Annotated in this window: 10 protein-coding genes; 6 read left to right on the top strand and 4 right to left on the bottom strand. The window is 62.8% G+C overall.

The features are described 5' to 3' along the window. Positions 1 to 167 precede the first annotated feature (167 nt). On the top strand, positions 168 to 2,396 hold the full coding sequence (uvrB, locus tag GGC30_RS01690; RefSeq protein WP_228763553.1) for an excinuclease ABC subunit UvrB: 2,229 nt from the start codon (positions 168 to 170) through the stop codon (positions 2,394 to 2,396). A 37-nt stretch (positions 2,397 to 2,433) separates the two neighbouring features. On the opposite strand, the gene GGC30_RS01685 is transcribed toward uvrB, so the two are convergent. Together GGC30_RS01685 and GGC30_RS01680 are read right to left on the bottom strand one after the other, a co-directional pair. Next, positions 2,434 to 4,635 (bottom strand): hypothetical protein, encoded by a 2,202-nt coding sequence (locus tag GGC30_RS01685; RefSeq protein WP_153922352.1) that lies wholly within the window; start codon positions 4,633 to 4,635, stop codon positions 2,434 to 2,436. 151 nt (positions 4,636 to 4,786) lie between these two features. Continuing rightward, positions 4,787 to 5,539: a hypothetical protein gene (locus tag GGC30_RS01680; RefSeq protein ID WP_153922350.1), complete on the bottom strand. Its 753-nt coding sequence runs from the start codon at positions 5,537 to 5,539 to the stop codon at positions 4,787 to 4,789. Positions 5,540 to 5,703: 164 nt separating this feature from the next. On the opposite strand from GGC30_RS01680, the gene GGC30_RS01675 reads away from it, so the two are divergent. Together GGC30_RS01675 and GGC30_RS01670 are read left to right on the top strand one after the other, a co-directional pair. Continuing rightward, a complete protein-coding gene (locus GGC30_RS01675; RefSeq protein WP_153922347.1) occupies positions 5,704 to 6,267 on the top strand; it encodes a hypothetical protein in 564 nt (187 codons plus the stop codon). A 234-nt stretch (positions 6,268 to 6,501) separates the two neighbouring features. After that, a complete protein-coding gene (locus GGC30_RS01670; RefSeq protein ID WP_370451828.1) occupies positions 6,502 to 8,040 on the top strand; it encodes a DEAD/DEAH box helicase in 1,539 nt (512 codons plus the stop codon). A gap of 108 nt (positions 8,041 to 8,148) precedes the next feature. Here GGC30_RS01670 and GGC30_RS01665 read toward each other — a convergent pair whose 3' ends face one another. Together GGC30_RS01665 and GGC30_RS01660 are read right to left on the bottom strand one after the other, a co-directional pair. Next, positions 8,149 to 9,516: an OmpP1/FadL family transporter gene (locus GGC30_RS01665; RefSeq protein ID WP_153922344.1), complete on the bottom strand. Its 1,368-nt coding sequence runs from the start codon at positions 9,514 to 9,516 to the stop codon at positions 8,149 to 8,151. 162 nt (positions 9,517 to 9,678) lie between these two features. Next, complete coding sequence (locus tag GGC30_RS01660; protein WP_153922341.1) at positions 9,679 to 10,446, bottom strand: competence/damage-inducible protein A; 768 nt, start codon at positions 10,444 to 10,446, stop codon at positions 9,679 to 9,681. 97 nt (positions 10,447 to 10,543) lie between these two features. On the opposite strand from GGC30_RS01660, the gene map reads away from it, so the two are divergent. From map to GGC30_RS01645, 3 genes are all read left to right on the top strand, one after another. Next, positions 10,544 to 11,362 (top strand): type I methionyl aminopeptidase, encoded by an 819-nt coding sequence (map, locus tag GGC30_RS01655; protein WP_153922338.1) that lies wholly within the window; start codon positions 10,544 to 10,546, stop codon positions 11,360 to 11,362. An 807-nt stretch (positions 11,363 to 12,169) separates the two neighbouring features. Beyond that, on the top strand, positions 12,170 to 12,907 hold the full coding sequence (radC, locus tag GGC30_RS01650) for a DNA repair protein RadC (RefSeq protein ID WP_153922335.1): 738 nt from the start codon (positions 12,170 to 12,172) through the stop codon (positions 12,905 to 12,907). Further along, positions 12,904 to 13,227 (top strand): GNAT family N-acetyltransferase (locus tag GGC30_RS01645; protein ID WP_370451827.1); only part of this gene is annotated, 324 nt, incomplete at its 3' end. The genes radC and GGC30_RS01645, both read left to right, overlap by 4 nt.

The raw sequence follows: 13,227 nt of genomic DNA, 5'->3' as shown, positions 1-13,227 counted from the left end.
CTTAAGGCCTCCGTGCTATGGCAAGACTTGTGGGCGGCGCCTAAGTTCCGTTCATGAACCGTTCTTCGACGCCGAAGCCCGCCGCCGCCAAGCCGGCCAAGCCCGTTCACGTCCCAAATCCAGGGGTGCAGGAGGCCTCGGCCGCCTTCATCCGCGACACCGGCAAGATGCCGATGTTCGCCCCGGTCGCCGGGCCGCGCCTGACGCCGGAGGAGCCGGTCGCCGCGCCCGCCGACTGGGTGCCGCACCGCCCCTCGCACGAGGGCAAGAAGAAGGGCGGCCGCTTCCGGCTGGAGACCAAATACACGCCCGCGGGCGACCAGCCCGCCGCCATCGCCGAATTGGTGGCCCAGGCCCAGGCCGGGGACCGCGACCAGGTCCTGCTGGGCGTCACCGGCTCGGGAAAGACCTTCACGATGGCCAAGGTGATCGAGGAAACCCAGCGCCCCGCCCTGATTCTGGCGCCGAACAAGACGCTGGCGGCCCAGCTCTATTCCGAGTTCAAGTCGTTTTTCCCCGATAACGCGGTAGAATACTTCGTCAGCTACTACGACTACTATCAGCCAGAGGCTTATGTTCCGCGTACGGACACGTACATTGAAAAGGACTCAAGCATCAATGAGCAGATTGACCGTATGCGGCACTCTGCGACGCGGGCTATACTAGAACGAGAAGACGTCATTGTTGTGGCGTCGGTGTCCTGCATCTACGGCATCGGGTCGGTTGAGACCTATACGGCGATGACGTTCACGCTGAAGGTGGGGGACCAGATCGACGAGGCGAAGCTGCGGGCGGATCTGATCGCGCTGCAGTACAAGCGCAACGACCTGAACTTCGACCGGGGGATGTTCAGGAAGCGGGGCGATGTGATCGAAATCTTCCCCGTCCACCTGGAAGATCGGGCGTGGCGCATCAGCCTGTTCGGGGACGAGCTGGAGGCGATCCAGGAGTTCGATCCACTGACGGGCAAGAAGACGGCCGATCTGAACGAGATCACCGTCTATGCGGCCAGCCACTATGTGACCCCGCGCCCGACGCTGAACCAGGCCGCCGCCGGCATCAAGGCGGAGCTGAAGGAGACGCTGGACTGGATGGTCGAGAACGGCAAGCTGCTGGAGGCCCAACGCCTCGAACAGCGCACCCGGTTCGACCTGGAGATGATGGAGGCCACCGGCAGCTGCGCCGGCATCGAGAACTACAGCCGCTGGCTGACGGGCCGCGCGCCGGGCGAGCCGCCGCCGACCTTCTTCGAATATATCCCCGACAACGCCCTGCTGTTCGTGGACGAGAGCCACGTCACCATCGGCCAGATCAACGGCATGTTCCGGGGCGACTACCGCCGCAAGTCGACGCTGGCGGAATACGGCTTCCGCCTGCCCTCCTGCATCGACAACCGCCCACTGAAGTTCGAGGAATGGGAGGCCATGCGCCCCCAGACGGTGCACGTCAGCGCCACCCCCGGCCCGTGGGAGATGGAACAGGCGGGCGGCGTCTTCGTCGAGCAGGTCATCCGCCCCACCGGCCTGATCGACCCGCCGGTCGAGATCCGCCCCGTCTCGGGCAAGACCCGCAACCAGGTCGACGACGTCATCGACGAGGTCAAGGCGACGACGGCCAAGGGCTATCGCAGCCTGGTCACCACCCTGACCAAGAAGATGGCCGAGGACCTGACCGAATATATGCACGAGCAGGGCATCCGCGTCCGCTACATGCACTCCGACGTCGATACGCTGGAGCGGATCGAGATCCTGCGCGACCTGCGGCTGGGCACGTTCGACTGCCTGATCGGCATCAACCTGCTGCGCGAGGGTCTGGACATCCCCGAGTGCGGCCTGGTCGCCATCCTGGATGCGGACAAGGAGGGCTTCCTGCGCTCGGAGACCTCATTGATCCAGACCATCGGCCGCGCCGCGCGCAATGTGGACGGCCGCGTCATCCTGTACGGCGACCGCATGACCGGCAGTATGGAGCGCGCCATCGCCGAGACGGACCGCCGCCGCGAACGCCAGGTCGCCTACAACAGCGAACACGGCATCACGCCCGAAACGGTCAAGCGCGACATCAAGGAGATCATGGACAGCCCCTATGAGTCGCGCGAGATGGATCGCCTGACCAAACCGGGCGTGGCTGAAGCCTCCAAACCCTTCGTCGGCTCCAACTTCCAGGCCGCCCTGCGCGACCTGGAAGGCCGCATGCGCGAGGCCGCCTCCAACCTGGAGTTCGAGGAAGCCGGCCGTCTGCGCGACGAGATCAAGCGCATGAAGCTGATGGACCTGGAGTTCGCCAACGAAGCCCTGACGGGGGCGGGGGAAGCGGTGGACAAGTCGGCGCCGAAGCGGTGGCGCGCGGAAGCGGCGGCGGAAGCGCAGGAGCGGTTCAGGAAGGGGCGGCTTTAGGAGAGCTAGGAAATCGCCATCATCAATGGACCGCCGCTTACCCGCCACTTCCATTGGGTCTGAGCGTGGCGATAAAGCGCTTTTCTTGCTCTGACTGCCAGCGATTCGAGTGCAACTCCATCTCCGCCTTTACACGGGCCGGATCCATTGCAAACACCGCTTTCGCTCGGCTTGTCATGTCCCTCACCAGTTCAGCGGCAACCCGATTACCGATTCGCGCTCCATGTATTGAAGGGAGGAATCCTGAAAACGCTTTGTCCACTTGCCTGGCAGACGGCAAAAGCGAGACACAGAAAATAATAAATTCAGGCCTCATCGCAGTTTTTCCCGCTGTTTTCGGGAATTCGTCTTTAAGAGCGCGTTGGATTCTCGTCTCTTCAGTCAACCACCACGTTCTATAGCCCAACGGATTACCACCAGACGTCTCCCGGTGCTTTCGACGTAGCGCGAATACGTAGAGCATATTCTCCACATCAACTTTGGCCAGCCGGATGTCATCTTTAACACCCTCGTCCAGTAGTTTTTGTGACAACGTATCTCTACGATCCGTCTCAATTAACTCTTCGACCTCTTCTGTATCTACAAATTTAAATCCAAAGGAGTTTATCAAGTAAGTCTTTAGAGATTGACGGCCTTCCTCTTTATGAAGGTAAGCGTGCTTGAGAAATTGGTTCAAAAACGAACCCCATGAAAATATTTTTTCTTCAAATTTATTATAGTAATAACTACGAATAAGGATTTTATTTATCTCACTAGCCATGTGTGGCATCATGAAAGCGTCTATCTCCATATAATTATGCTTATATTCCAAATCCGTAGAACGAATATGAGATATTATTTCATCGAGAACATGATCTGTCAGTATTAGTTCAGATCCCATCTGAGAAAGTATCTTAAATGTAGACTGCGTTGATCGATCATCCTCCGGCAGTCCGACTTCAGAGAGCGCGCGAACCACAAGCTCTCCTCCAACCACAAGGCGATAGCTTGAATGGAGATTTTGAAAATACTCCACTATTTTTGGCTCATATCTGAGCAGAAATAATAGCGTATACGTTCTTGAGAGGAGCGATAGATACTCTCTTTGAGTATCAGTAGATTTATAAATCATACGTCTTGTAGCTTCGCTACAGAACTTTACCAGCGCTACAGCTTCGCTATTGGTCAGCGCGTAGTTGGGAAGAGCATTTTCAATTGCATCCTGAACTGTCGTCTCACCAAGCTCTATACTGTCATCAACAAGCTGAGCTATCTTGAGACCTTCTGACTTAAAAACTGCCTCCAAGACTTTAATCTGAGCATCGACAAATCGATGTGTCTCTTCTTGGTGCTCTGGCACCAACTCTAACACCATTCCAGAAAGCTCAAATCGGAGCCTTTCCAGCAACCCCTCATAGCGAGCATGCTCTTCCAGAATGGAAATCCGGGTCTCATAAGGAAGACAATATCCCTGAGCCTTACTATGCCAAATGATGAAACGTTTGCCGTCTGCGCCTTTTGACGACATTTCCTGAAGTCGATGACGAAGTGAACCCAACGCAAATTGCTGCGCAAAGGGAAAATTCTCCAGGATCGTCTTTCGGATCTCATCCTCGGTTGAAAAACGGCTCTTATCTGGATCGGTGCCCTCTAAAGACCACGTAATCAGAGAATCAAGAACGCTATCATGGAATTCTTTGTTTCCAACAAGTGCGTCTATTTCATATGAAAGGAATACGCAGGCCGCCACGTTAGGCGCATCTATGAGAGGCTTTCTATTGGATAAATTACTTATTCCCGCTCTTGCTATAACGGGAAGTAGGTGATTTTTGTAGGCTGATCTTGTTCCTGGAGAAGAGTTTATCTTGTTAGATATCCAGTTTCCATCCCTTATGTCTATAGAGCAACCTAGATCTGCACTTAGCCTCGCCTCCAGCGCATCTATTTTATCTACAGAATGAGAAGAGAAATAGTATAGCCTCGCAGGCGACCTTCCAAACTCTCTCAGGCGTTTTATAGTCGCTCTTATCTTCGTAGATACATCATCGCGCACGCTTGATTGGATAAATGTTTCGTGGCCACCCTCGAGAAGAGACGTTTCTACGAAGCCATCCGCCCCACCATCATGCATCCCCCCCATCGGTTTAAAATCGATGCCTAATAGGTTCGACCCGAATTCGTTCACGAACCCTTCGAAGGGCGTGCCTTCGATACGCGCAAGTGCCGTTAAAACGGCGTCTGGATGAATGGTGTCGCTCACAGAACCTCCGAATCGGATCTATGACGGTGAACGAACGCTGTTAGCAAGTCGAGTCGTTGCTGCTCCACACCCCCTTCAGGGCAGGAGTTCAGGCCCTGGGCCTTCATTGCCGGTCGGCCACATTCTCCCGCAAGGGGAGAAGGATTGGTGGTCAGAGCTCGTCCAGCGTCTTTTCCCATTCCTCCATCGTGACGATCCCGCGCCACGTGCCCAGATAGAGGTCGATGCCCTGGGAGATGCGGCGGTCCTGTTCGCGTTCGATGACGGGGTCGAGGCCGGCGGCGCGGAGCTGGTCCTCCAGCGCGGCGATGCGGCGGTCCAGCTGAACGCGGCGGGCCAGTTGGGCCTCGCTCCATTCATCGTTGGCGCGGGTCAGCTTCTGCTTCGCCTGCCAGTATTGGCCGCGCAGTTCCCAGTCGCTCTTGTCGCTGGTGTTCATGGCGAAGCGGTTCTCGGCTTCGGCCTCATTGGTCAGGATGTCGAAGACCAGTTGCAGGGGCGCGTTCTTCACCGTCAGGCGGGCGGCGCGGCCGGGGCCGTCGCGGTCGGCCAGTTTGCGATAGGTCTCGGCCAGGGCCGCCAGGGCGCGGGCCTGGGCGAAGTCCTGGGCGTGCAGGGCGCGGCCCGAGGCCTGGGCGGCGGCGCGCGCGAGAGCCGCAGGATCATTGGGGTTCTCGGGCGACAGGTCGGCGGCGTCCTGAGGCGACAGGGGTTGGGGCGCGGGCGTCGCGGCCTCGCTGCGAGGATGGCGGGACCAGCCCTCCTTCGTCGCGCGGGCGCGGATGGAGGCCTCGGTCACGTCGTGGCGGGCGGCGACGGTTTTGGCGTCGAGGCCGGACAGATAGTCCTTTCGGACCTGGGTCCAGACCTCGGGCGGTTTGATCTTGTAGCGGCGTTTTTCCATGCGGACATTATGGGGCGGTCTCTACCCCAGGCCGGAAGAAGGCCGATTTTCGAGGCTAGAGATTTGATTTTCCACATCGCGAGATGTCAGGGGTCACGCGCCAGCTGTGCATGAGGCGCGGGTGCGACCGATGATGACGCAGGGGCGTGCGACACCCCTGCCCCATGAGCCAGGGCATACATCGCAAGATCCGGCCGGACGCCGTCTGGGCCGAGGTCAGGAAGGCGTGGGAGGACGGCGAGACCGCGCGGTCCGTCGCCGCCCGCTATGACGTCGGGGTTCACGCCCTGTGGAAGCGGCGCGAGGCGGAGGGCTGGAAACGGCCCGAGCCGACGCTGGCGCCGATCGAGCCGGCCGAGGGCTGGGACCGGCATATCCAGGCGCGGCGCGACGCCTTCAACGCCCAGCTGGAGGACGCGCGGGCGCTGGCGGAATGTCTGGCGGCGGCGATGACGGACGAGCGGCTGAGCCGGGCGCCGCACTGGCATATTCCTTGGCTGTATCACTGGCGCGCGACGCATCTGGGGCCCGAGGCGACGGCGCGGGACCGGGCGCGGGCGATCGAGACGGGCCAGCCGTGGGCCGAGCGGTTCTGGGACGCGGACGGGGCGCTGAAGCCGCTGGCGTGGCTGGATCTGGAGATGGCGCGGCTGCATCCCGAGGACTGGCGCGCGGCCATCGGCCTGCCCGACGGACTGCCCGAGGCCGCGACGCGATACGCGCCCTGATGGGCGCCGCAGTTGACTTATCGGCGATAAGCGCCCATTTGCGCGGCGTCGCACACTCGCGATCTCCGGCGTCTCCAGCGCGTGTGGGTCCCATTCGGACCTGTCTGTAGAAGCCGCCGGCCCCTCATATCCATTCGCTGCCCGGACACGCGGGGCGGCGCCCGATCCACCCCGCAGGCCTCCTCCCCGAGGCCCCGTCGGGACTGGCGGTGCGCGGCCCGACGGCGTCATGCCATGGCTGATAGCGCCCTGCCGCTACGCGAAAGACAGACTGCTGTGAGCACCACATTCGAATCCATGGGCCTGAACAAGGCTCTGCTGCAGGCCCTGGCCTCGACCGGCTACACCAAGCCGACACCGATCCAGGAAAAGGCCATCCCCGACGTCATGGCCGGCAAGGACCTGCTGGGCATCGCCCAGACCGGCACCGGCAAGACCGCCGCCTTCGCCCTGCCGATCCTGCATCGCCTGGCCGAAAACCGCATCGCCCCCAAACCCCGCACGACGCGCGTTCTGGTCCTGAGCCCCACGCGTGAGCTGGCCACCCAGATCGGCGACAGCTTCAAGGCCTATGGCGCGCACCTGGGCTTCCGGGTCGCCGTGATCTTCGGCGGCGTGAAATACGGCGGTCAGGAGCGGGCCCTGCAACAGGGTCTGGACATCCTGGTCGCGGCGCCCGGCCGCCTGCTGGACCACATCCAGCAGAAGAACCTGGACCTGTCCTCGACCGAGATCTTCGTGCTGGACGAGGCCGACCAGATGCTGGACCTGGGCTTCATCAAGCCGATCCGCCAGATCGTCTCCAAGATTCCGGCCAAGCGTCAGAACCTGTTCTTCTCGGCGACCATGCCGTCTGAGATCGGCAAGCTGGCGGGCGAACTGCTGAAGGACCCGGTCAAGGTCCAGGTCACGCCGCAGTCGACCACCGTGCAGCGCATCAGCCAGTCGGTCGTCTATATCGAACAGGGCCGCAAACGCGCCCTGCTGACCGAGATGTTCTCGGATCCCGAGTACACGCGCTGCCTGGTCTTCACCAAGACCAAGCACGGCGCCGACAAGGTCGCGGCCTATCTGGAAGCCGGCGGCGTCGAGGCCGGGGCCATCCACGGCAACAAGAGCCAGCCCCAGCGTGAACGCACCCTGGCCGCCTTCAAGGCCGGCAAGCTGCGCGTCTTGGTCGCCACCGACATCGCCGCGCGCGGCATCGACGTGGACGGCGTCTCGCACGTCGTGAACTTCGAACTGCCGCACGTGCCGGAAAGCTACGTCCACCGCATCGGCCGCACCGCGCGGGCGGGCAAGGACGGCACCGCCGTCAGCTTCGTCGCCGGCGACGAGATGAAGCTGCTGCGCGACATCGAAAAGGTCACGCGCCAGAAGATCCCGGCCATCGACCGTCGTAACGACAAGGCCCTGGGTCAGCTGGACGCCACCATCATGGCGACCGGCGTCGGCAAGAAGGCGACGATGCCGGAACGCGAGGGCGGCGAGCGCAACGAGGGCGGCCAGGGACGGGGCGGGCGCGGCCGTCGCGCGCCACACCGCGAGGGCGTGCGTCCGGAAGGCGGCGGCCAGCCGCACCGCCAGCGTCGCAACCGCCCAGGCGAGACCCCGGCGGCCCCGCGTCCCGAGCGCGCCTACAACCCCCTTGCCGGCGAGCGCGTGCCGTCGATCAACGACAACGTCAAACCGGCCGAGGGCCAAATGAAGCGCCGCCCCCGTCGCCGCCCGTCGAACGGCGGCAAGGGCTACGGCGGCGCCGCCAAGGGCTGAGCCTGAGGATCGGGGAGCGTTTGCTCCCCGACGCCTTCATGTTGAGAAGAAAACGGCGGCTCCTGCGAAGGAGCCGCCGTTCTCATGTCAGCCGGGGCTGAGCGGAACTTAGAAGTTCCAGGTCGCGCCCAGCGAGAAGCCGACGCCCGAGCCTTGCGCTTCGCCGCGCAGGTTCGAGACGACAAGCCCGTTGCCATAGACATCGCGCGTGTCGTTGATCGTCGCGGTGTCGATGTCGATGTAGGTCACGGCGCCGTCGAAGGTCATCGAACCGATCGTCTTGGACAGACCGGCGGCGTAGAGCCAGCGGTCGCCGTCCGGAATACGGGCGGTGCGGTGATCGTCCGAGGTCGGGGTCGGGTCGTAGCCCAGGCCGGCGCGGAAGGTCATCGAGGGATCGATCTTGTAGTCGAAGCCGATCGCGCCGGTGGTGACGTCGTCATAGTCCTGAACGATGGTCGAACGGCCGTTCGCGCCATAGGTCACGCGGATAGCGTCGAACTCGCTCCAGCCGATCTGGTTGACCTGGGCGTTCAGCGTGAGGCGATCGTTGACGGCGTAGCGGGCCGAGACGGTGGCGTACCAGGGCGTGTTGAAGCTGGCCTGGCCGTCGGCCGAAACGTTCGCCGCAGCCAATGCGCCAGTCAGGCCGGAGATGTTCACCGAGCCTTCCAGTTCGTGCTCGATCTTGGAGCGGTACGACAGACCGAGGTCCAGCTTGCCGAAGTGCATTTGGGCGCCGGCGTTCCATCCGTAATCCCAGCCGTCGCCTTCGAGCTGGTTGCGGCCGTCGGTGGCCGAGGGGATCAGCACCAGCGGAGCAACGCCAGCAACGGTCGGCAGGTTCGGCAGCGCCGACGAAAGAGTCGCCTTGGCGTACTGGGCGTCGAAGCCGGCGCCGATGTCCAGCCAGTCAGTGACCGTCATGGCGGCGACCAGGCTGACGTTGGCCGAGCGCAGTTCCGACGTCAGGGCGTCGTAGCGGGCGAAATCAGGCTGTTCGTACTTGGTGGTGAAGTTGTAGGGCGCCTGGACGGCCAGACCGACGTTGAAGCGGTCGCCGATCGGCATGGAGACGGCGAAGTTCGGCACGATGCCGCTTTCGACGACGTCGTGGACATGCGGGTCGCCAGCCACAACGGTTGAGCCGCTGAGGATGGTGCCGGCCGGGAACGGCGGCGTCGGGGCAGGCAGGTTGTAGCTGAGCGTGGAGCCGCGATTGTCGACGTCGGAGTCCAGGATCAGGCCGTGCATGCCGACATAGACTTCGCGCTGGATTCCGGCGATGGCGGCGGGGTTCCACCACAGCGACTGGACGCCCTTGTCGGCGCCGACGCCGGCGTTGGCGCGACCCTGGCCGCGGGTCGATTGTTCCTGGACATAGAAGGAGCCGGCCATGGCCGGGGCGGCGACGCCGGCCAGCAGGGCGGTCGTCAGGGCGATCCCGCCCACGCGGGCGAAGTTCCTGGAGGTCATTTCATACACCTAAGTAAGCGCCGGCCGCATTACGCGCGGTCGATCAGGGGAGGAGCCCTCTCAGCGTTCGCGGCGCGAAAGCGTTGCGGGCAAGGCCCCCATCGGACCGGAAACAGGCGAAACCGTGGCGCCTGAGCCGCACACGATCACGGCTTTGCGAGGTTACGCAGCGGCAACGTCGATGCTCAGATTACGCAGTTCTGCGATCAAATCATGCGCCGCCGCATGGACCTGATCGGCGTTGCGGCCACGAATAACCAGATGGGTTCCGATCTCGCCGACGCTGCCATGGCCGAAGGGGTAGCTGCCGAAGGACAGGTCGCGGCGCTGATTGGCCGCCGCTCGCAGCACATCGGCCACCGCCCCCTCGCCCACGCCGGTGACCTTCAAGGTCTGCACATGAACGATGGCGCCGGTGCGCAGGCGTGGGGCCACATCTTCCAGCATGGCCTGCATGATCTTGGGCACGCCGGCCATGACGAAGACATTGCCGATCTGGAAGCCGGGCGCATCGGTGACCGGATTGGCGATCAGAACGCCGCCTTCGGGGATGCGCGCCATGCGACGGCGCGCGGCGTTGAACTCGTCGCCATAGCGGCGCGACAGGATGGCCAGCGCGTCGGGATGTTCAGGCAGGGCCACGCCGAAGGCGGCCGCCACGGCGTCGGCGGTGATGTCGTCATGGGTCGGACCGATGCCGCCGGTGGTGAAGACATAGTCCCAGCGTGAGCGGAGGGCGTCCAACGCCTCGACGATCCGGCCGTGATCGTCGCTGACGACCCGCGCCTCGATCAGGTCGATCCCCAACGCCGCCAGAAACCGGGCGATGGTGTTGGTGTTGGTGTCCTGGGTCCGGCCCGACAGGATTTCGTCGCCGATGACCAGGACGGCGGCGGTCGGGCCAGAGCGGTCGGTGTCAGCGTCGGTCATGCGGGAATCCGGGGGCAGGCTTGAGGTTTCATGCTATAACGCCCATCTGCGGCGAACGGATTGCGCCGTATCCCGCCTTTTGCAGACCGATCGCCCCATGTACGAAACGCCCGAACTCGAAACCGACGTCCTGGTCCGCTCCAGCGCCATTCGCATCCATGATGCGGAAGACTTCGAGGGCATGCGCAAGGCCGGCCGTCTGGTCGCCGAGGCGCTGGACATGATCGCAGCGCACGTGAAGCCGGGCGTCCTGACCAGCACGATCGACGATCTGGTTCGCGAGTTCACCCTGGACAACGGCGGCTTGCCCGCCTGCCTGGGCTACAAGGGTTACGAGAAGACCGTCTGCACCTCGATCAACCACGTCGTTTGCCACGGCATTCCCGGCGACCGGGTGCTGAAGGACGGCGACATCGTCAACATCGACCACACCGTGATCGTGGACGGCTGGCACGGCGATTCCAGCCGCATGTATGCGGTGGGCGAGATCAATGCGCGGGCCAAGAAGCTGATCGACGTGACCTATCAGTCGCTGGATCTGGGCCTGGAGCAGGTCAAGCCGGGCAACACGTTCGGCGACATCGGCTATGCGATCCAGAAGTTCGTCGAGGCCCAGCGCATGAGCGTGGTGCGCGACTTCTGCGGCCACGGCATCGGCCGAGTCTTCCACGACAGCCCCAACGTCCTGCACTACGGCCGTCGCGGCGAGGGCGCGGTGCTGAAACCCGGCATGTTCTTCACCGTCGAGCCGATGGTGAACCTGGGCAAGCCGCACGTGAAGGTGCTGTCCGACGGCTGGACCGCCGTAACCCGCGACAAGTCCCTGTCGGCCCAGTGCGAGCACACCATCGGGGTGACGGAAGACGGACTGGAAATCTTCACGGCGTCGCCGGCGGGGCTGTTCCGACCGAACTGACGGACGGCAAATGGGGTTTGCATGAAACAGGCTGCCATCCCGCTGTTTCTTCTCCTCGCCGGTTGCGCGCCAAAGCTCGACTAGGCGGGAACCCTGGTTCAACTGAATATCGGTTACAGCCAGATTCCGATCCCGTCGGAGGAGAGGCCCGCCGCTCAGCTTCGGTCTTATTCCACTAGGAATCTGGCGCTTTGGCTCACGCCCGAACGCGCGGATGAGATCGAGACGGGGTCTGTGTCGTCGTCCGCGCCGTTAGGCAACGTCGTGATCGAGCTTGTCGAAATACCGCAAGCGCGCGCGAAAAACGTATGCGAAACAGCATCGAACAGCTTCATCGGGACGGACCAATCGGTTCAAGGCAAGCCGTTGGTCAACGTATTCAGCGGGTATCGCCAAGTCCTCTATCGCAACGCTGATGCAGGCGGCGGCTGTCGCCAAGAGACAGGCGCACCCCTTGGATTTGCCGCGCCATCATCCGACGTCGCTGCAGACATGCTGCGCGCCTATCGAGACGCTTTGCAAGCACTGCGGGAGAGAGATCGCGTATCGGACACATCGACAGATTTTCTTTCGCCCAGCCGGATTGTCTCGGCGACGCCTTGCGTGGGCGAAACGAAATGTCTGTCCTTCAGGCTAGCTCCATCTCAGGCTGCCCCTGATGGTTGGGACGTTACATACCGATATGGTCTGTCACGGAGGACCAGCCTAAGCGCCGTATCTCCACCCCCGGCTTTCTAGCTCGGACATGGCAGCACACCCTTGATCATACTTCTAATTCCGCACAGGTTGCGTTAAGCGGGAGGGATCATGCTCGACGACAAGGCGTCCGAAGTCGGGGACAAGCCCAAGCCTCGCCACAGCGGTCATCGCGACCGTCTGCGTGAGCGGGCAGCGAAAGGGGGCCTGGGCGCCCTGCCCGACTATGAGTTGCTGGAGCTGCTGTTGTTTCGCAGCGTGCCCTATAAGGACACCAAGCCGCTGGCCAAGGATCTGCTGGCGCGGTTCGGCGGGCTGGAGGGGATCGGGGCGGCCAGCCATGAGGCGATCGAGGATCAGGTGGCGCGGTCGATGGGATACGCCGTCGGCAAGGCGACGCGGGCAGTGGCGCTGGACCTTCAGCTGATCTTCGACGTGACGCGGCGGATCGCGAAGGAGCCGACGGCCAAGCGGCCGGTGATCTCGTCGTGGACGGCGCTCTTGGCCTATGTCCGCGTCGCCTTGCAGCACGAGCCGCGCGAGCAGTTCCGGGTGCTGTATCTCGACAAGAAGAACCCGCTGATCCTGGACGAGGTGCAGAACCGCGGCACGGTCGATCATGCGCCGGTCTATCCGCGCGAGGTCGTGCGGCGCGCGCTGGAGCTGTCGGCCAGCGCCCTGATCCTGGTGCACAACCATCCCTCGGGCGATCCGACCCCCAGCCGCGCCGACATCGAGATGACAAAACAGGTTGTGCAGGCCGGCCGCGCCCTTAACGTCGAGGTTCACGACCATCTGGTCGTCGGCCGCGACGGGGTGGCCAGCTTCAAGCAACTGGGCCTGATGTGACCGACAGAATTCTGACGACCGAGCGACTGGTGATGAGCCCCGTCTCGACCGACGATTTCGACGATCTGCTGACCCTTTGGGCCGATGAGGATTTCACGCGCCACATCATTGGCCGGGCGCTGGGGCGCGAAGAGGTCTGGTTCCGGCTGCTGCGCGATCTCGGCCATTGGGCGGCGATGGGCCATGGCAACTGGACGATCCGGCTGCGGGACGGCGGCGCCTATCTGGGCAGCGTCGGGGTGTTCGACTATCGCCGCGAGATGGAGCCGCCGTTCGATGCGCCGGAGCTGGGCTGGGGCGTGGCGCCGGGGTTTCAGGGG

It is taken from the genome of Brevundimonas sp. SPF441, from assembly GCF_009661015.1.
GTDB lineage: Bacteria > Pseudomonadota > Alphaproteobacteria > Caulobacterales > Caulobacteraceae > Brevundimonas > Brevundimonas vesicularis.
This window is presented reverse-complemented; position numbering and strand designations above follow the sequence as displayed.

Bases quoted from the DNA above. Each gene is read 5' to 3' on its own strand.
- uvrB (WP_228763553.1), top strand. From the start codon at position 168: ATGCCGATGTTCGCCCCGGTCGCCGGGCCGCGCCTGACGCCGGAGGAG.
- radC (WP_153922335.1), top strand. From the start codon at position 12,170: ATGCTCGACGACAAGGCGTCCGAAGTCGGGGACAAGCCCAAGCCTCGC.
- GGC30_RS01670 (WP_370451828.1), top strand. From the start codon at position 6,502: ATGGCTGATAGCGCCCTGCCGCTACGCGAAAGACAGACTGCTGTGAGC.
- GGC30_RS01660 (WP_153922341.1), bottom strand. From the start codon at position 10,446: ATGACCGACGCTGACACCGACCGCTCTGGCCCGACCGCCGCCGTCCTG.
- GGC30_RS01675 (WP_153922347.1), top strand. From the start codon at position 5,704: ATGAGCCAGGGCATACATCGCAAGATCCGGCCGGACGCCGTCTGGGCC.
- GGC30_RS01680 (WP_153922350.1), bottom strand. From the start codon at position 5,539: ATGGAAAAACGCCGCTACAAGATCAAACCGCCCGAGGTCTGGACCCAG.
- GGC30_RS01665 (WP_153922344.1), bottom strand. From the start codon at position 9,516: ATGACCTCCAGGAACTTCGCCCGCGTGGGCGGGATCGCCCTGACGACC.
- map (WP_153922338.1), top strand. From the start codon at position 10,544: ATGTACGAAACGCCCGAACTCGAAACCGACGTCCTGGTCCGCTCCAGC.